Raw genomic sequence first — 18836 nt, 5'->3', positions numbered from 1 at the left:
ATGATCATCTTAAGTACACTTTTCGTGCGGCCGCATAAATCAGATGCAAAAATAGCGGGCAGAGAAAGCTATAGGTTCAGCGGTCTGACCAACTTCTTGGCTGCAGTTAAAATTAAAATAAAAGGAACAGTAAAATTATGCCGTTCACTGAGCATAAGTTTACCGTTCCTCTTTTTTGCTGATTATGCTTCATCCCAGTTCGTGTAAGAACCTTTCTGATTCCATTTCCAGCACACTGTTTTTTAAATAAGAAGGACTTTAATTTTTACTGTCTTCCGTCTGTTTTGAACGCGGCAGGATTAAGTTCAGGACAATCCCGACGCTGGCTGACAAGGCTGTACCGGACAGCGTGACCAGCTTGCCTAACGGCAGAACCGCACCGCCTAAGCCGATGACCAGCATCGCCGAGGCAATGATCAGATTACGCTGCTGGCCAAAATCAACCTGATTATCAATCAGAACCCGCAGACCATTGGAAGCAATGACACCGTAGAGAATGATCGACATACCTCCCAATACTGCACTTGGAATTGTAGAGATAAACGCTGAAACAATCGGTACGCAGCTTAAGACAATCGCGATGCAGGCGGCACCGACGGTAACATAGACGGAGGAAACCTTAGTCATTCCGATCACTCCGGTGTTTTCACCATACGTTGTATTTGCCGGACCCCCTAACAGCGCAGAAATCGAAGTCGCAATGCCGTCGCCCATCAGTGTCTTATCCAGCCCCGGCTCCTTTAAAAAGTTGCGGCCGCAGATCTTGCCTAATACTGTATGATCGCCGATATGCTCAGAAATCGTAACCAGCGCCACTGGCAGAATCGCGAAGGTTTCCGGTCCGAAATACAGATGATACTGCTTGAATCCCGGCACCGCAAACGGCAGGATGAACTCCGGCAGCGACAGAAACTGACGGGATTCGATGACTTCCATAACGGGTGTAAAATCCACAATGCCTAACGCCAAGGCAAATAAATAACCGCCCAGGATGCCGCACAGAAACGGAATGATTTTGAAGAAGCCTTTAGCTTTGGTGGAAATGAGCGCCGTAAGAATGAACGTGAAGACGGCGGTCAGCATCACTTTCCAGCTTCCCCCAGCAACAAAACCAGCATTGCTGACAGCGTTGGCAGCTAAGCCCAGGCCGATAACCGCAATCATCGGACCGATGACAATCGGCGGAAGCAGCTTATCAATCCAATCCTTGCCGATAAAGCGAACGATGATGGATACAATGACATAGACCAGACCGATTAAAATCAAACCCGTCTGAGCCGCGCTGACATCTCCGCTCATCGCGGCAACAGCAATCTGAACAGCACTGATGTAAGCAAAAGAAGAACCTAAGTAGACCGGAACTTTAAAACGGGTGATGCAGCTGTAAATAATCGTACCGATTCCGGAAGCAAACAAAGCAACGGAAATCGGGAAGCCGGTTAATACCGGAACCAGGATGGTGGCGCCAAACATCGCAAAGACATGCTGGAAACTCAGCAAAATCCATTGTGCCGGCTGCGGTTTTTCGTTGACGTCGAGGATCATTTCTACTCGCTGTGACATAAATACCCCTTTCCGGGCTTAATAAAAAGCCCTTTTGATTTTTGCAAAAGGACTTTCCCCTAAGTGTAGTTCAGCCTTGCGATCTCTCTGGATCCGCTTAAAAGCCCTATGCGGGTTTTATTATAGCATAAGTCAGATTGGATTTCATTAAATTCGTCGGAAAAGACCCAAACTCCGACAGAAACGTTTTCATTGATCCGATCCTTTAAATAATCGAATTCAATTCAAAACACAAAAGCCAATACTATGGTGAAATTCGACATCAGTGAATCCGTCCATGAATCTCCTGGATCAGACTGAGCTTAATAATTTTCAAGCAGATAATAGAATTCATCGCGGCCATCCTGCTTAGCCTGAGCTCTGAATTTCGCAATATCCCCGCTGTTTAATTCAAAGATGATCATTTCAAAATACTGAATCCGCTGATCGTCATACGCTTTTTGAGCCAGCGGCAGAATTTGATCATGGGATAAACTGTAAACGAGATTGGACATAATTTCGATGTTTTGATTATCATACGCCCGCACAGCATACTCAGCCTTCTGCTGACTTGACAGATCATCGCTGAGGTGCATGAAAATATCGGTCCGGTTATCATTAAAGGCTTGTTCTGTGAGCGTCTTTAGATTCTCAGCACTGGCGTACGAGGACAGGCGGTACAGAATCTCCATACGATTATCCTGATATGCCCGCTTAAGCAGCTCATTGGCCGTTTCCGTTGAGATTTTCCAATTCACACGATCAAACAGATCATTTTGTTTTTCTTCATAAGCCTGAATCGCCAGGGTATTCATTAATGCCTCAGGCAGATCTTCATCAAAGATGAACAGATAGTCCTGAATTCGCTGATCATCCATGACTCGCTGTGCATATTTTTCGATACTTTCCTTTGATAAATCATAGCTTAATTCTCTGAAATAGTCGGGACGATTATCCGCATAGGCCCTTTCAGCCAAGGTCTGCAGCTGCTGCGAAGTCAGCCGGCGCACGATGATCTCAAAGAATTCAAGCTGACTGTCAGCATAAATTCGATCCGCCCATTCTCCCAGCTGCGCCGTTGTTAGATCATATACGGCTTCTTCAAAATAATCAAGGCGGGCATCGGTATAGGCTTTCTCAGCCCAATCTGCCCGCTGCTGAACCGGCAGCGAATAGATTGCCATCTCATAATATTGAATCCGCTCATCATCGTAAGCCTGCTGAGCCAGGGTCTGAATCTGGTTCTGCGGCAGTTTTTTTATCAGCAGATCAAAAGCTTCCTCAATTTGATTCTGATAAGCCTGGGTACAGAATTCAATGATTTCTTCTTCCGATAAGGAATCGGCCAGAACGGCAAAATAATCCATTTCTTTAGAAGCGTAGAAAGTCCGTGCCATCTTCGCTGCCGATTCCACCTCCAGCTTCGCGGCAACCGCCCGGAACTGCGCCATTTTGTCTTCCTTGTGGAAACGCGCGGCCAGCTCCTCTGCCGATTCACTGTAAGGTCCTTCAATGGACGTCAGCAGCGGGGTATTGGAAGCTAAGATACTGTTATTGCGAACCAAACGGGCATGCTGCTCAGCCACAGCCTGACGCACGGCTTCCATCTGTTCCGCATTTTCCATCACTGATTTCATGCTTTCATCAAAGGCCACGCTGACCAAAGAATCTTGATAAGCCCGATTCTTGTCGGTATTCTCTGCTCCGGCCCAGTTCAAGGTGACGATATAGCCTTGTGTATAAACGCTTCCGGAAAAATAGAAAGTTCTTTGATTGCTGGTTGATGTTGTCGTTGTTGCTGTCGTCGCAGCAGAGGGGGCAGGCGCCTTCCAGCTGATCGCTGATCCGCAGAAAATTCCGCTGGCAAACAGCACAGCGCCGGCTGCCATCGAAATAAGTGTTCGGGACGCCGTCGATTTTTTCTCATTCATAATCGCACTTAACCTTTCTTTTAATAAGCTCAGATTCTCATTTAACGTAATTGAAACGATCAGATCCCCATAGGTTCCCTTGTCCTTCAGGGAGTGGATCAAGGTATCTCCATAACACCGTTTCTCCTGTGCTGAAAGCGGCTTTAGGACTTGTTCATCACAGGCCAGTTCACACAGGCTTTCCATATGCTTGCCGATCAGACGGACAAGCGGGTTAAACCAATGCAAGCAAACAGCCAGCTGAACAAGCCATTTAGTAAAGATATCCCCACGCTGATAATGCGTCAGTTCATGCCGCAGAATCATCCGCATTTCCTCTTCATCGCATTCTTCGCTCGTCAGAATAATCTGCGGATAGACAACCCCCGGCAGCATTGGCGAAACAGCTAATTTATTGATCGAGATGGGAATGGTCCGGCGGATACCTTTTTCCTGACGTACTTCGTCAAGAATCTGCAAAGTTTTGGGATTGGAAGCTGGAAAGCTGCCGGCGCGAATAAACCGCAGAAATCCCTGATAACTCGTCATTCGCCGCACCATTAAGACAACCGCGATGCTGAGCCACAACACCCAGGCAGCCTGAACTAAATCGTCAAACCAGGCAGGCGTCTGAAAATGCCAGGAAGTTTGGGTTGAAAAGGATTCTGATGTTGATGACAAGTCTGGCAGCGGCTCATTGTCAATCTGCGGGAATATAGTTTCAGCAGGTTCACGCCATTCCTCCCGATGAGTTTCTGGCTGAGCGACAAACGCCTGCGGCTGCCCTTTCCAGGTTTCAGCGGTAAACAGCGTTCCCATCAGACCAGAAACGGGAGAAACTGGAATTAACAGCCGCAGAATGATAACCAGCCATAATCCATACCGAAAGCGGAAACTGAGATGATTTTTTAATAGTTTTTCCAGGATCAAGACAATACCCGCCATGCATACTGCAGAGATGGAAACAGAAAGAAAACCGATCAGTACCGTATTCATTTCAATTTTCCCTTCCCTTCTTCCCAGAATTTCTCCAATTCTTCCACTTCTTTTTTATCCAGACACTGCTGACCAAACAAGGAGGTCAGCAAAGTGCTGACATTACCTCCGAACACCTGATTCACAAACTGAACTGACTGGGCTTTCAGATATTCAGCTTCACTGACCTGGGCGATATATAGGGCTCCCCGGCCTTCTTTCTGACTGATCAGCATCCCCTTGTCAATCAATCTGGAAATAAAGGTTCTGACGGTTGTCCGCTTCCAGTCCTTTCCAGTTTGATCAATCTGATCCAACAATTCGCTGATCGTGATCACCCCGCCATGATCCCAAATCAACTTCATAATTTCCTTTTCGGAATCTGACATCAATTCCATTTTCGTTCACCCCTTTTTATTACATTGTGTAGTCAATTATTATACTACGCTTTGTAGTCATTTAAAGCAAGCACTTTCAGCATAATTTTAAGCATCTTTATCATTTTTTGTAAAAAGAGAACAGAAAAAGGATCCAAAGGCTTTCCTTGGATCCCACGCATTGTTTCATTTACTTCCAGCGTTCTTCATACCAATTCGGTGTTTTCAAACGTTGATAATCCCCGTTTTCAAACAGGTCATGATAAGGAAATGTCTGGGCTGAAATCAGAGCCTCCTTGCCGAGGGTATGGGTTTGAGGATCTAAGGCCTCCGTTAATCCAAAGTGATCCAGTATCGCAGCAACATTATCATTTTCCAAATCATACTCAGGCACTGCAAAATTAAAATTATAGAATACAACTCCGCCTTGACCCGGGCTTGTATAATGAACCAAGAAGAAGTCTTTTGGATACTGCTGAATGTCAAAATAATCTCGAATGTTCATGGCTTCCAACCAGTTTTTTTCTTCATTCAGCTTCATGGATTCCAGCTGGCTCACATTCGTAATAATGAGCAGCCGCTGAACTTTCCCCGCTTTCACACTGAACTTGACTGAACGATCCGGCTCCGTGTACCAATGATAACTTACTGAAGAACAGCTAGTCAGGATTACGCACAGAACAATCAGGAAGAATCCTAAGCTTAACTTTCTCTGCCGTTTTCTCTTCATCATGCCTTTACTCCTTCTATTTCCTTACGATATACCAGACATCATTTCCTGTAAATCCACATTTTCGATAAAATTTTTCTGGCGAATGTGCGCCATCCAGTTTCCCACTTACCGTTGCAAAACGTGCTTGGTCTTTCAGATTGAGCAGCAGCTGGATCACAAGATCGCGGCCAATTCCCTGCCATCGAGCCTGAGGCAGCACTTGAATCCATTCCAGGCTGATCTCCTGGGTTTCCCTATCCAGTGCAGCAATGCCGCAGGCCAGCGGTAATCCGGTTTGCTTATCCTTTGCCAAAAGCCAGCCTTTAGGATCAAAACTAGCCTGCTTCTGCAGCTGCAACAGCTGCGCTTCGCTGACCTGCAGATCCGCATAAGCTGCATTAATCGTAGCGGCAAAATCGGCAGTCTGCCTCGGCGCGATCAGCAGCTCGGCCTTGGATTGGATACAGGACGGCATCCTGTCCAAGCGATGAAAAAGGCGAAAATAACGAACGGCCTGCCGCCTTTTATCGATATCTATTTTTCCGATTTCTTCCTCATGGATAACTTCAACACCTGCCGGCAGCTCATAATCAAAGCATTTCCAAAAGGGTATTGCAGATGTACGGCATGGATTTTGAAGGTATTCAGTCCTCGTCAGAATCGCTTGTTTTTCTTTCTTCAGCATCATAGCGCGGTCATTGCACAGGTTTATCCTTGAAAGGACAATTTCGGATCTCCGCCTGCATTTTATTTTCATACATCGCCTGATCTGCCAGTGTAAACCAAGTTTCCCAATCTTGAAATTTCAGATCATATTCAGCAAGACCAACACTGACTGAAATCTGATAATCCCTAGCCGCTTCCCCGAATGAAATCCGGGCTATTTCTGAACGAAAGTTCTGAATCACCTGTTGCGCCTGCGCTTCATTGATCCCCCGGAACAGAATCAGGAATTCATCGCCGCCAATTCGGCAAGCCCAGCCATTATGACTTTCAGCACATTCTTTCAACGCTTCTGACAAGGCCAGAATAACCCGATCCCCCACCAAATGACCATAGTTATCATTCACGGTCTTAAACTGGTCAATATCCAGCAAAGCTATCGTCAAGGGTCTTTCTTCTTTCCAGTCGGAAATTTCCCGTTTCAGCTCATGTTCCATAAAACGCTTATTGTAAAGTCCAGTATAGGAATCATGGGTAGACAATTCATTCATCTTATAAATAATTTCTGTCAGCATCACATTGTTCTTTTGATCATGATCCGCAAATAACAAATTATCCGTCACCTCCTTGATCAATTCCAAGGCGTAATGATCTCCTAACTCTTTTAACGGTACAGATTCGATCAAAAAGATCCGATGATCCTGAGTTGTTTCCATTTTTATAATCGACCGATTTTCATCCACAGCTAATCGGGACACACAGTTTCGGCATGCGCAATTACGACTCCATACCTGATAACAATGTTCCCCGGTTGCCATCAGATGCGATTTTTTCCACTCATAAACCTCGTAAGAATCAACATCAACAATCCGATAGTATTCAAATAGAGGATATCTCTGCGTTTGCTTTTGGATAAACTGTTCTGCTTTTTCTAAATCAAACATAGCTTTACTTCCTTTCCGTCATACTGGAATAAATACCAACTTATTTGTTTCCAGCAATCCTTGCACCCAACCAATTTATTCAAAGGAAATCTACGGTTTATGCGATTGACCCTGACTTATTCTTTATTTACAGCTGCACAGACTTTTTCTTGGAGCTGTAAATGGTTGTCTTTCTGTTATTATTATAACATTAATTCTATCGGAACATTAGTGGTTAGCTCTTATTTAACACTATAACCAAAAAAAAGGATGAACGCTTAACACGCTTCATCCACATTTCTTTTCTTAGCTGGCAGAATAAATCTCAAAAACAATTTCAGTTGAAGTCTCAATCTCTGATCCAAATTCCACAGACCAGGATTTAATTGCCCCATTTATACTCTGAGGATTATCCACTTCGCCTGTTACCTTAATAAAGGTTAAATTGTAGAAACCGGCATTATTGAACGAAAACTTTAGATTTTTAACAGATTCATCATAACTTGCTCCCTGGTAAATTGCTGCTGGTCCATCCGGAACCTTAGCCGTTGTAACCGGCTTTGGTCCTTTGGACAGAGTCAAGGTGATCTCTGTTCCTGCTGATACGACTTTTCCAGCATCCACAGACTGACTGACAACTTGTCCTTCAGGAACATCGCTGTAATCCGACTGATAGACTTGCTTAATTGTCACACCGTCGACAGAACAGCTGTTCGTAGAGCATGGAGCCGCACCGCCAACATAGCTCTTAACGGTAACACCTTTTCCTTTGGATACTTTGCAGGTCACAGTCTTGCCAGAAATTGAACATCCAAAGGTATTTCCGGCCGCAATACTGTCGTTAAATTCACTCGCGCCTTCTGAAAAGCTCCATCCCGCACCGGAATTATTGGCATTTTCAATAATTTTCCGAGCTTCCGCAACGGTCTTATTTTCAAAATCACCTGCTGCCGGACTGAATGCACCCAAGGAAACCTTGTACCAGACAGTAGAACCCGCGGCTTTCTTTCCTGTTTCATTTTCGATAATCAATCCAGCAGCCTTATCAGAATAAGCCGTTGAACGTGTGCCCAGGCTTAATCCTAAACCGCTGATATATTTCTTAAAATCATCTTCACTAGAACCTGCTTTATTCTCTACAGTTACTGATTTTCCTTTGGAAATCTGGAAGTTTACTGTCGTTCCCGGAGATAAATACGTTCCTGAATCATAGCCTTGAGAAACAATTGTTCCGACGGCTTCCGTACTTTCTACTTCGCTGTAAGTAAACGTCAGATTGGCTTCCGAATTGTTTACCTTCTTCTTGAAGTTCTCGGCATCTTCCTTTTTCTTGCCAATGAAGGATTCCAATTTAATCTTTCCTAACGAAACTTTGACTTTGACTGTGCTTCCCTGTTTAACATCCCCTTTTTCAGGTGTATTGGAGATAACATAGCCATATTCAATTGAACCGCTGTACGCCTCACTGAATTCTCCGACCAAACCGTTATCATTCAGCCATTTCTTTGCTTCATCCTTGCTCATCTTCGCCAGAGATTTCATCGTCACCGTTTTTCCCAAGGATAAGGTTACTGTAATCTTATCGCCGGTTTTAATTGTTTCTCCAGCTTTCGGATCCTGCGAAATCACTTTGTCTTTAGCGATCTTATCACTAGCTTCTTCTTTCCAGTTGATGGTCACCTTGTTAGCCTTCGCCCAGTTTGTAATCTTCGCCTTTGTATAATCACTGAAGTCCGGAACAATAATCTGTTCGCCTGTTCCATCCTCGCCTTGGGATATCGTAAAGATCAGCATTGTGCTGCGCTTAACAACGGTATCCGTTACATTCACTTTAATGAATTTGCCTTTCTCGATCTTTTCGTCAACAGCATATTCATAAGTTACATCCAATAGTTTGTTCGTTTCCACAAACTTTTCGATTTCTTCTTCCGTCATGTCCTTAAAATCTGGCAGCGTAACTTCGACATCCGGATCCGGACCTTTGGAGAATACAACCGTCAGAACGCTGTCTTTGTTCAGCTTCTGTTCTGAGGCAATACTCTGCGAAATCAGTTTATCCTTCTCTACAGTGTCACTGAATTCGTAATCGATTACCAGCTGACTGTCTGCCAGCTTTTTCTCAGTTGCCCATTGTTTGATTTCTTCAACAGTCTTCCCCGAGAAATCTTCCACCTGAATCGCTTTGCCAGGCAGCGTCAACAAAACGACAACGGCTGCAATTGTTGCAATGGCTAATACGCCGACAGCACTGAGCAGCGCGATCGTCTTTTTATTCGTAAAATCTATATTCATATTGCCCTCCTGTACGCTAACAAGTATAACATAATTTTAAACCCTAAAGAACGGCCTTTGTAGACTTTCTTTGGAAGTTACTGGCTTGAATTCTTACAAATTTTTGAAGTCATGAAAAGATTTTCGTGTTATGATAAAAATCATCACGAGGAGGAATGAATATGGAAACTGAACAACTGATTCAGCCAGTGGCGGCTTCATTGAACATTGAGCCATCCCAGGTACGAAATACATTAAAGTTATTAGAAGAAGGCAATACAGTTCCTTTTATCGCGCGTTACCGTAAAGAAATGACAAAAGGACTGGACGAAGAACAGATTTTATTTATTCAGCAGCAGGTCCAGTATCTAAGTAATTTAGAAAAACGCAAAGAAGACGTGCTGCGGATCATTGAGACCCAAGGCAAGCTGACCGAAGATTTACGGAAGCAGGTTCTGGTCTGCACCAAGCTTTCGCAGGTAGACGATATTTACCGTCCTTATCAACAAAAGCGCAAAACCCGCGCCACCGATGCAGCGGCCAAAGGGCTCACGCCGCTGGCGGATTGGATTGCATCCTGTCCACGTTCGGGTGATCCAGCAGTTCAGGCCGAAAAGTATGTTAACGATCAGGTTCCCACAATTGAAGAAGCATTGCAGGGAGCTAAAGATATTCTGGCAGAACGGATCAGCGATGAAGCAAAACTGCGCTGGAAAATAAAAGAACAGATTGAACGCTATGGGTTTATCCTCTGCAAGGAAAAGAAAAAACATGAGGATGAAAAACAAGTTTACAAAATGTACTATGACTACAAAGAAAAAATCAGTACGCTAGCTAATCACCGCGTCATGGCTATCGACCGAGCCGAAAAGGAAAAGGTCATCACGGTGACGCTGGACTACAACCAGACCTTTCTGATCAACTATGCCATCCGCGGCGTCACGCATGAGCGCATGACCGTCTGCCAGAAGCTGATTGAAGAAGCTGCCGAGGATGGCTTAAAGCGACTGGCGTTTCCCAGCGTTGAACGGGAAGTCCGAAGTGAACTCAGTGAAAAAGCCCAGGCTCAGTCCATTGAAATTTTCTCAATGAATGTTGAGCGGCTGCTTCTTCAGCCGCCGCTGGAAGGCAAGATGATACTGGGTGTCGATCCAGCATTTCGAACCGGCTGCAAGCTGGCAGTGATTGATTCAACCGGAAAAATGCTGAAAATCGATGTTTTCTATCCGCATCCGCCGGTAAACAAAAAAACCGAGGCCAAGGCTAAGCTATTATCTATACTGAAGGATTATCCGATTGAAGTCATCGCGATCGGCAACGGTACCGCCAGCCGTGAAACAGAAAGCTTCATCGCTGACGTTATCCAGAAGGAAAATCTGAATGTTGACTACACGCTCGTTTCCGAAGCAGGTGCCTCAGTCTATTCCGCCAGCGAGTTAGCCCGAAAAGAATTTCCGGATCTGCACGTCGAACAGCGTTCTGCGGTTTCGATTGCCCGGCGGATTCTGGATCCACTTTCGGAACTGATTAAAATCGATCCGAAAAGTATCGGCGTTGGACAGTATCAGCATGATTTGCCGGCCAAAGCTTTGAACGAACGGCTGGATTTTGCCATTTTAAAGAGCGTCAACCGCGTCGGCGTCGATGTCAATACAGCTTCCAGTGAACTTCTGTGTCATGTTTCTGGTCTGACGAAGGCTTCCGCCAATGCGATTGTCACCTACCGCAATGAACACGGACGTTTCTATAATCGCCGGCAGTTGCTGGAGGTTCCAAAATTAGGCGCTAAGTCCTTTCAGCAGGCTGCAGGATTTTTACGCATTCACGATGGCGAAGAGCCGCTTGATCAAACACCGATCCATCCTGAAAGCTATCAAGCCGCGCATCGTTTATGTCAGCTGTTAAGTATTCAGCAGTTAGGCAGCGATGAGTGCCGGGAAAAACTTAGCCAGCTCAATCTTGAAGAAACGGCTGAACAGCTGAATACGGATGTTTATACACTGCAGGATATGATTGAAGCCATATCCCAGCCGCTGCGCGATTACCGTGAGCAGTTTGATGGTCCAATGCTGCGGCACGATGTGCTCACCTTGGAAGATCTGCATCCAGGCGATGAGCTGGAAGGTGTTGTCCGCAACGTAGTCGATTTCGGTGCCTTCGTGGATATCGGTTTGCATGAGGATGGCTTAGTTCACATTTCCAAAATGGTGCAGGGACGGATTTCCCATCCGAGTGAAGTGGTATCAATCGGCGATATTCTCAAAGTCTGGGTCTATGGGATTGATGCTGAACGCCACCGGGTTCAGCTGACTATGATTGATCCTCATCGTTAATTTCATCACACTGTCTTCATCGAGTGGTTTAGAAGCTCGGAAGACAGTTTTTTTCAGCAAAGAAGTTTAATCCTATATTCATTTTTTTTTCTGCTTGACACACTGTTTGATTTCAGATAGTATATAAACAGACCAACCGTCGGTTTATAAGGAGGAGTTATGGCACGGAATAAACATCCGGAACAAACATTAGAGAAAATTGTAGAAACGGCCGCCCAACTATTTGTTGAAAAAGGCTATGAACAAACCAGTATTCAGGATATTCTGGATGTTTCCGGGCTTTCCAAAGGCGGCCTTTATCATCATTTCAAATCCAAAGAACAGATTTTTGGAGCCGTGATGGAAAAACGTATTCTGTACGTCAACAATCTCTTCCATGAATTAATTCGTGATACACAAGGTGAAAATGCCAGAGAAAAACTAAAGAAAATACTTTATAGGCTGGCTATTGACACCAAAACTCATTCACTGGACCAAGCTGTTGCTTCTCACGTTGAGCCTTATCTTATAGTCGGAGGGATGCAGGGATGTGTGCTGCACGATGCACCGATTATTGCAGAATTAATCCAAAAAGGCAATGAAGACGGTTCACTGCAGGTTGATCAGCCTGAACTTTGCGCAGAAATTTTCTCATTTCTGCTTAATTACTGGACAAATCCTGTCATATTCAGCCGAAAACCGGCAGAAACTAAAGCTCGGCTTGACTATCTTCAAACCATGATGAAAAAACTAGGTTTGGATATTTTAGACGACGCGTTGATTGCGGTATTGTTAAAAACAATGCATGTAAACAGCTGTCTGGATCAATCACAACAGAAAAGACCATCTTAAGTAAAAAAGGCTGGATCAACAGCCTATTTCTTAGCTAAAATAAAAACCGACGGTCGGTTTTATATGTTTGCATTTCAAGTTTCTAACCAATTTGACAGCCGCATTATTTTCAATAATCCATGGAGGTAAAACTATGAACCAGGAGAAAAACAGTTCAGCCATCAAGAAAAATTCAAAAATCCCATCAGATTTAACCCGTTCTGTCCTCGATCAGACATGGAAAGCTACAGCCAGAACCACAGCGTTTACACAATCACTGATCGAAAAATCGAAGACTCTGCGTACCCCTTCTCCAGCAGTTGACAGAATCGGAACGAAGATCGGTGGCATCGCCAGTGTCGGGCTGCTTTTCGTGGGATCAGTCCAATTTCTGATTAGCAAACCGTTATGGGGATTGGGAACCGTTTCTTTTGGCATGATTTCCTTACTCTCTAACCGATATCACGCTCATAAAATAAAAGTACTAAAATAATGTAATGTTACTGACATCAGAGATGAAATATTTTATTTCGCAATTATTTCAGTCTCCCTGTCCATTCCAAGCAAGAAAAAATGCAGATTCAGATTGCTCTGTTTCTGCATTTTCTATTTATTCAGAAGGTGTTTCTTCTTCACTGTTTCCCTCACCCGGCGTCGGACTTGGGGTTGGAGCGATCAGCGAGCTTGGACGTGGTACTTCAACCGGCTGGTCCTCAAGCGGCAGATCAGATACCTGAACGGCATTGGTCAAAGGTGTTTCTCCCTTGTCGTCACCGCCATCAATATTCGGACCATTCTGTGTAATACTCAGCACCATTCGATAACGAACCGGTGAGATAAACAGAGCATAACTGCGCTCACCAACAGTGACCGTTTCAATCGCGCGCGAATAAATATCAGTCATCTCAAATATATCACGATATCCTTCTGCACTGATATCCAAATACAGTCGATAATCGCCTTCCGGCAGCTGACTTAAATCTGCAGCGCTGGTAAAGCACGCATTTTTCATGCTGAACTTAGAACCCAACATTTCCGCATAGTCTGCCGAACAAGCCTGATTCTGAGCTTCCAGCGGATAGGATACGCCATTCTCGTCAACCGCAAGCAAAGCATGAGAAGCCTGCGCATCCGCTTTAAACTGTGTATTGTAAATCCACGCCATACCATTGAGATTCAGCCGTCCGCCTTCCAAAGACAGCTTCGTGTAATCAAATGCAGAATTTCGTTTTGTTGGCTTTTTAATCAACGTATAATCCAGATCTGATTTTTCAATGTTAATTTCATAACGGTAATTATACAGCTGATTTTGTACAATCCGCACCTGATATTCATTCAGCATTCGAACTTCAGGCAGGAAGTTATCATCAAAGCTGGTCAAATTCGCATACATCTTAATATCACCATTGCGAATCTGAATTTTTACAGAATAACTGCCTGGAGTTAACGAAGCCAGATCCACCGAGGCGCTGAAATTGATCTTGCTGTAAGTAAATCCATCGTAGAGATTGATTGGATTTGGAGCCAGCAGCGTTGCCGCATCAATTGTCGTGACTTCATTGGTCTCCAAATTGGTCAGAAGCAGCTGATGGGTAACTTCTGAGTCTTCCTTGAAGTCATAACCATTAATGAAAGCTGTACCTTCAATCAATAAGGTATGCTCATCCGCATATTCAAATTTGGAAAGAACCTGACGGACGGTACTCTTCAGATGGTCTTCCGGCTCGCCACCCTCTTCATTACCGCTCAGCGTAACTGTCATAAACAGAACGTTGTCCTTCACACTGAAGGTAAATGTCTTATTTCCGATTTTCTTTGTTTCCGGAGCAGTTTCCAATGCCCCGATATAGAAGCTGTCGTTGTAATCACTCAGCTCGCTGTATTCAGTCCGGATTTCGAAGAAATAACTGCCTTCAGCTAAGGCTGTCAAATCCAGCGCTTCGTTTTTAAAGCTGACCTGTTCCTTCTCAGCAACCGTGCTTGTTAACTCGAACTCCTTGGTATCATAATACTGGTTATAAACTACCAGTTTCTGCGTTACCTTGTTTGAATCTGTGACATAAATTCCCGGACGATAGCCCTGACCGCTTATTGCCATCAGATTCTCCTTCCAAGCCATTGATGTCACTTTCTGAACAGGATCTCCTGTCGGCACTTTCCCGATCTGGCTGTTGTCAAAAATTCCAGCAGACAGCTTGGAAATCTTGGAGCTTTGCAGATAACCGACACTGTTCTGCCAGTTATACGCTTCATAGCCGTTATTCTTATGCGGAAGTAGCGAACCATCGGCGCGGACACCGTTAGTCGTTGGGAAACCTGTCCAGCCATTGTTTTCTGATTGCAGAATAACCGTAAAGTCATTCTGATAAGTCGCCCCGTAACGCGTTGTATATAGCGTCTGTGAATTAGCGTCTGCATAGCGCTTGACAGCCGCGTCATATTGATTGATGACGCCCAGCGAATAAGTTCCGTAATCTGTCAGCGAACCATCGTTACCAGAAACATACTTGTCCACCTGATAGGCCAAGGCCGCTATTTTAAGTCCCCAATACGGGTCAGACGCATATTTGACATTAAAGCCGCTGCCCTTGTTTCCCAAATGAGAGCCAAAGAAACGGGCATCATTGATATCAAGATAACCGCGCAGATTGACTGCCATATGCTGGGTCACTGCCGATTCAATATTTTCATATTTATCAGCACTGCCGCTTGGATTCGAGTCAACCGCATTCCAGCCAAACAAGTTATTTTTATTAATCGCAATCTGTGAACGTCCCCAGCCAGATTCCAAAAGTCCCATACAGAACGCCAGCAGTGCGTTGACGCCGTAGGTTTCCTGAGCATTGACAAAGAACCAGCCGGAATTGACCATTTTTGATTGATTGCTTTTTAACTCATCATAGTTATAGGCAATCTCGGTATAACCGCGGCTGTTAAGAAAACCATTCAGCTGATCACCATTCAGTTTGGTTCGGCTGCGCAGCGGCAAAAACTCATAGTAGTTATAATACTTTGCCGGACTGCCCTCAACTATCACCGGATTCTGAAAATACCGATCGGTATACAGCGCGTGCATATCGTTCGTATAATAAACTGAACCAACATTCATCCAGCTTTCAGCCGGCCCAATTGTCTGAGAGTAATCCTGCGGTGTATCTGATTTTGCCCAATACGACCAGCAATGATAGATCAGTTCCTTATAATTTCCATTTTGAACAACTTCGTAATAGCTCTGTTTCGGACGAACCCAGAACGGCGACTCCCAAGGACTGCCGTCATTGTTGCCGCCCAATAAAATCCGCAGATTGTTCGTCAAGAATTTTGTTGGTATCAAATCGACCTGATCCAGATTGGTGTATCCGTCAAAACCTGTCAAGTTGACCGCAATCCGGCCTGTTCCATTTCCAGTATTGTAAGAATACGTTCCTTTATAGATCATTTCACGATGACTGGTCACATACGTGATTTTCTCATTGGTCGTCGTTGACTGATACTGTGTGATATCCATAGTCGCATACGCCCGCCGTGAACTGCCATCAGCATAACCTCGCCGATAAGAATAACTGGCTGCTACCCCAGAGGTCATCGCAATAATCTTCGTTGGCGATTTGCTGGAGCTGTGCCGTACAACCGCATCATTGCCATGAGCATACATTTCATTTTTAGCCTGAGTGAAATCATTGTAGCAGCCAATCGTGCTGAAGCCGCCGCTGTCTGTTACATAGGCAACTTCAAAATTGCTGCAGCCCATGGGATAGGTTTCGTCCGCTTTCACATTGATTTTTCCGTTTGCCGAGGGATAACCCTGAACCAACGTTACAGCCATTGCCATAGCTAAGGCCATCTTCCAGATTTGTTTCATCGTCTTCCCCCTTCGTTATAAACTGACGGTAATTTCAATCCAGTTTTCCTGTCCCTTGATCTTCAGCTTCAGCTTGCCTTGATAAGTGATTGGTTCTTTGTCCGGATTATAGGTAATGAAGAATAAGACACCACTGTCTTTTTCCTTGATCGTCTTGCCAAGAATGTTGTCATATTTCTCAGAATGGAAATTGGCTGGAAGTGCTTGGAATGTGTTGCCGCTGCCTTCAACTTGATAAACCGCGTCTTCGACTTCTAGCTCATCACCCCAAAGACTGACTGCGTCCAGCCGGAAAACATAAACTTCCGCCGTTGACGGCAACCCGGCGGTTTCCACCGTACCATCCTCAAACGTGCGATACATTTCCTCGCTGGCGATCTGGAAGGCAACCTGAACCTGCATCTGATAAGTCTTGCCGTCAGTGATCACATCTTCTGCGACATAACCCAGCATTTCCCGGGTCCCGCTGGCTTCTTTCAGATTTAATTTAATTGGATCATTGCTTCCAAAATCAATATTGACGGCGGCACTCTGCGCCGACTTGTCCTGGATCGGCACAAAGATATTGGCAACATAACTGTCTTCCTTGGAAACCAATTCGAACCAGACATTCTGCTTGCCGATATAGAGTCCGTTTTTATCCAGCTGATCTAAGTAACTGTCAATTTCATTCAGCTTGATGCCTTCATCGGTCGTGAAATGCTCCAATGAAATATTGATCGGTTCTTGGGCTTTAACCCGGATTTTGGCGATCGCAAACTGAAAGTCCAGTTCGTCAAAGCGATAAACGGTCGCATTCACCAGATCAACTTCAACGGCATCCAAACCTTGTGTTTCCTGCGGCTTTTCCTGTCCGCCCTGTTCAGCCAGCACCGGCTTTTCCGTTTCTTTGGGCAGCTGCGATTCCGAGCGATCTTTTACAATCATTCCGAAATAGATCGCTGCGGCGGCAAAGAGTATCAAAACGATAGCCAAGCCGCCAGCCAGCAGCATCGTCGTTTTATTCTTCATTTTTCTCATAAGTAACATTACCCCAGTCTAATGGTATTCTACCATAAACCGGGGCGCGTTAAAACCTGTTTTTCCTTACCAATATTAACCTTTCATCAAATCAACAAATAAATGCCGGCATAACAAGATCACAGTCAGGATCGTCAGATAGTCTGCAGCCGGCTGGGCCATGAAAATTCCCAGCTGACCCAAAATTGTCGGCAAAATCCAAATAATCGGGATGTAGAACAATCCCTGCCGGGCTATCGACAGGAAGAAGGCTGAACGTTTCTCGCCCAGCGCCTGCAGCAGAACCGCCGCTATATTATACGCTCCCACCACCGGCATGGAGACAGCATAACCATACAGCATCATCCGCCCCATTTCTATGACCGCGCCGTCCCGTGAGAAAATCTGGACGATTTGCGGCGCCAGCGCGATATACAGCACCGCCGCGAAGCAGCCGTACACCGTCACCCAAAGCAAAGCACTCTTTAAAGCCTGACGCAGCCTTGAACGATTTCCGGCACCATAATTATACGCCGCAAACGGCTGGAACCCCTGCGCAAAACCGATGATCGCAAACATGACTAAATTCAGGCACTTCTTGGCAATTCCAATGCCGGCCAAAAAATCCGTACCATACACACTGGCCTGCATTGCCAGGCAGCTGTAGGTGACGCTGGGCAGCGCCTGCCGGGCAAACACCGCTACACCCAGACTGACTATTTCCTGCACCGCCGTCTTATCCAGCATCCACACCCGCGGATTCCAGCGCACAGCCTCAGCTTTAAACATTAACCGCCATAGCAGCATCGCTAACGAAATGCACTGCGCGGCCGCTGTCGCCCACGCTGCCCCGGCAATCCCCAGATTCAGACCCCAGTCAAACATGAAAATCGGATCAAGAATCAAATTTGCAGCAACGCCGGTAAAAATTGCCGCCATCGGGAAATTTACATCCCCTTCGGCCCGCAACAGATGGACAATCGTCAGTTTAACAATCTGGGAGAACGCGAAGACCAGAAGGATCGTCACATACTGTGCCGCATACATCGTCACATCGCCTTCCGCTCCGAACATCCCCAATAACGGCCCCAGAAAAACGATGAACAGAATCGGCAGAACGATTGAAATCAAAACGACCAGCGTCATCGTTGTCTGTACAATCCGGCTGACCTGTTCATGATGTCCCGCGCCTAACTGCCGTGAGATATAGCTGCCGGCACTGACGCCTACCGATTCACCAAAAGCATGCGTCAGCATCATGACCGGCATCGCTACGGTAGTCGCTGCGATCATCGCAGTGTTGTGCAGCTGCCCGATGAAAAACGTATCGGCAATATTATAGATGGTTGTGACCATGGAGGCCAGAATGGAAGGAACCGCTAGACGGATCAACGCTTGCTTAACCGGCATGGAATCGAGAATTAATGATCTGTCGGCATTTTTATTCATCGTCATAATA

13 protein-coding genes are annotated in these 18836 nt (G+C 45.3%); 3 read left to right on the top strand and 10 right to left on the bottom strand.

The genetic code is table 11. The features are described from left to right. Nucleotides 1-258: 258 nt before the first annotated feature. The 7 genes from MCG46_RS07230 to MCG46_RS07200 form a co-directional block, all read right to left on the bottom strand. Nucleotides 259-1563 carry a uracil-xanthine permease family protein gene (locus tag MCG46_RS07230; RefSeq protein ID WP_020223145.1) on the bottom strand — a complete coding sequence of 435 codons (1305 nt, stop codon included), beginning with the start codon at nucleotides 1561-1563 and terminating at the stop codon, nucleotides 259-261. A 302-nt stretch (nucleotides 1564-1865) separates the two neighbouring features. Continuing rightward, nucleotides 1866-4448 carry a M56 family metallopeptidase gene (locus tag MCG46_RS07225; protein ID WP_240278924.1) on the bottom strand — a complete coding sequence of 861 codons (2583 nt, stop codon included), beginning with the start codon at nucleotides 4446-4448 and terminating at the stop codon, nucleotides 1866-1868. Next, complete coding sequence (locus MCG46_RS07220; RefSeq protein WP_240278922.1) at nucleotides 4445-4825, bottom strand: BlaI/MecI/CopY family transcriptional regulator; 381 nt, start codon at nucleotides 4823-4825, stop codon at nucleotides 4445-4447. Before MCG46_RS07220 ends, MCG46_RS07225 begins: the two co-directional genes overlap by 4 nt. A 169-nt stretch (nucleotides 4826-4994) precedes the next feature. Then, on the bottom strand, nucleotides 4995-5537 hold the full coding sequence (locus MCG46_RS07215) for a hypothetical protein (protein WP_240278920.1): 543 nt from the start codon (nucleotides 5535-5537) through the stop codon (nucleotides 4995-4997). 13 nt (nucleotides 5538-5550) lie between these two features. Beyond that, entirely contained in the window at nucleotides 5551-6204 is a 654-nt protein-coding gene (locus MCG46_RS07210; protein ID WP_240278918.1) for a GNAT family N-acetyltransferase, read from the bottom strand. 7 nt (nucleotides 6205-6211) lie between these two features. Then, nucleotides 6212-7123: a GGDEF domain-containing protein gene (locus MCG46_RS07205; RefSeq protein WP_240278916.1), complete on the bottom strand. Its 912-nt coding sequence runs from the start codon at nucleotides 7121-7123 to the stop codon at nucleotides 6212-6214. Between the two features lie 285 nt (nucleotides 7124-7408). Further along, entirely contained in the window at nucleotides 7409-9394 is a 1986-nt protein-coding gene (locus MCG46_RS07200) for a PASTA domain-containing protein (RefSeq protein WP_240278914.1), read from the bottom strand. Nucleotides 9395-9549: 155 nt separating this feature from the next. Between MCG46_RS07200 and MCG46_RS07195 the strand changes: the two genes are divergently transcribed. The 3 genes from MCG46_RS07195 to MCG46_RS07185 all read left to right on the top strand — a co-directional run bounded on the left by MCG46_RS07195 (nucleotide 9550) and on the right by MCG46_RS07185 (nucleotide 13009). Continuing rightward, nucleotides 9550-11706: a Tex family protein gene (locus MCG46_RS07195; RefSeq protein ID WP_430622660.1), complete on the top strand. Its 2157-nt coding sequence runs from the start codon at nucleotides 9550-9552 to the stop codon at nucleotides 11704-11706. 159 nt (nucleotides 11707-11865) lie between these two features. Beyond that, entirely contained in the window at nucleotides 11866-12537 is a 672-nt protein-coding gene (locus MCG46_RS07190; RefSeq protein WP_240278910.1) for a TetR/AcrR family transcriptional regulator, read from the top strand. Nucleotides 12538-12670: 133 nt separating this feature from the next. Continuing rightward, on the top strand, nucleotides 12671-13009 hold the full coding sequence (locus MCG46_RS07185; protein ID WP_240278908.1) for a hypothetical protein: 339 nt from the start codon (nucleotides 12671-12673) through the stop codon (nucleotides 13007-13009). A gap of 117 nt (nucleotides 13010-13126) precedes the next feature. On the opposite strand, the gene MCG46_RS07180 is transcribed toward MCG46_RS07185, so the two are convergent. The 3 genes from MCG46_RS07180 to MCG46_RS07170 form a co-directional block, all read right to left on the bottom strand. Beyond that, the gene (locus tag MCG46_RS07180) at nucleotides 13127-16378 is read right to left on the bottom strand and encodes a glucosaminidase domain-containing protein (RefSeq protein WP_240278906.1); all 3252 of its coding nucleotides are present in this window, start codon (nucleotides 16376-16378) and stop codon (nucleotides 13127-13129) included. Nucleotides 16379-16393: 15 nt separating this feature from the next. Next, entirely contained in the window at nucleotides 16394-17398 is a 1005-nt protein-coding gene (locus MCG46_RS07175; protein WP_240278904.1) for a hypothetical protein, read from the bottom strand. Nucleotides 17399-17473: 75 nt separating this feature from the next. Further along, nucleotides 17474-18832, bottom strand: coding sequence for an MATE family efflux transporter (locus MCG46_RS07170; protein WP_240278902.1), 1359 nt, complete (start codon nucleotides 18830-18832; stop codon nucleotides 17474-17476). Between the last annotated feature and the right edge of the window lie 4 nt (nucleotides 18833-18836).

Source organism: Holdemania massiliensis, assembly GCF_022440805.1.
GTDB classification, from domain to species: Bacteria; Bacillota_I; Bacilli_A; order Erysipelotrichales; family Erysipelotrichaceae; genus Holdemania; species Holdemania massiliensis_A.
This window is presented reverse-complemented; position numbering and strand designations above follow the sequence as displayed.

Excerpts from the sequence above, each read along its gene's own strand:
- MCG46_RS07230 (WP_020223145.1), bottom strand. The coding sequence starts at position 1,563 with ATGTCACAGCGAGTAGAAATGATCCTCGACGTCAACGAAAAACCGCAG.
- MCG46_RS07225 (WP_240278924.1), bottom strand. The coding sequence starts at position 4,448 with ATGAATACGGTACTGATCGGTTTTCTTTCTGTTTCCATCTCTGCAGTA.
- MCG46_RS07220 (WP_240278922.1), bottom strand. The coding sequence starts at position 4,825 with ATGGAATTGATGTCAGATTCCGAAAAGGAAATTATGAAGTTGATTTGG.
- MCG46_RS07215 (WP_240278920.1), bottom strand. The coding sequence starts at position 5,537 with ATGATGAAGAGAAAACGGCAGAGAAAGTTAAGCTTAGGATTCTTCCTG.
- MCG46_RS07210 (WP_240278918.1), bottom strand. The coding sequence starts at position 6,204 with ATGATGCTGAAGAAAGAAAAACAAGCGATTCTGACGAGGACTGAATAC.
- MCG46_RS07205 (WP_240278916.1), bottom strand. The coding sequence starts at position 7,123 with ATGTTTGATTTAGAAAAAGCAGAACAGTTTATCCAAAAGCAAACGCAG.
- MCG46_RS07200 (WP_240278914.1), bottom strand. The coding sequence starts at position 9,394 with ATGAATATAGATTTTACGAATAAAAAGACGATCGCGCTGCTCAGTGCT.
- MCG46_RS07195 (WP_430622660.1), top strand. The coding sequence starts at position 9,550 with ATGAATATGGAAACTGAACAACTGATTCAGCCAGTGGCGGCTTCATTG.
- MCG46_RS07190 (WP_240278910.1), top strand. The coding sequence starts at position 11,866 with ATGGCACGGAATAAACATCCGGAACAAACATTAGAGAAAATTGTAGAA.
- MCG46_RS07185 (WP_240278908.1), top strand. The coding sequence starts at position 12,671 with ATGAACCAGGAGAAAAACAGTTCAGCCATCAAGAAAAATTCAAAAATC.
- MCG46_RS07180 (WP_240278906.1), bottom strand. The coding sequence starts at position 16,378 with ATGAAACAAATCTGGAAGATGGCCTTAGCTATGGCAATGGCTGTAACG.
- MCG46_RS07175 (WP_240278904.1), bottom strand. The coding sequence starts at position 17,398 with ATGAGAAAAATGAAGAATAAAACGACGATGCTGCTGGCTGGCGGCTTG.
- MCG46_RS07170 (WP_240278902.1), bottom strand. The coding sequence starts at position 18,832 with ATGACGATGAATAAAAATGCCGACAGATCATTAATTCTCGATTCCATG.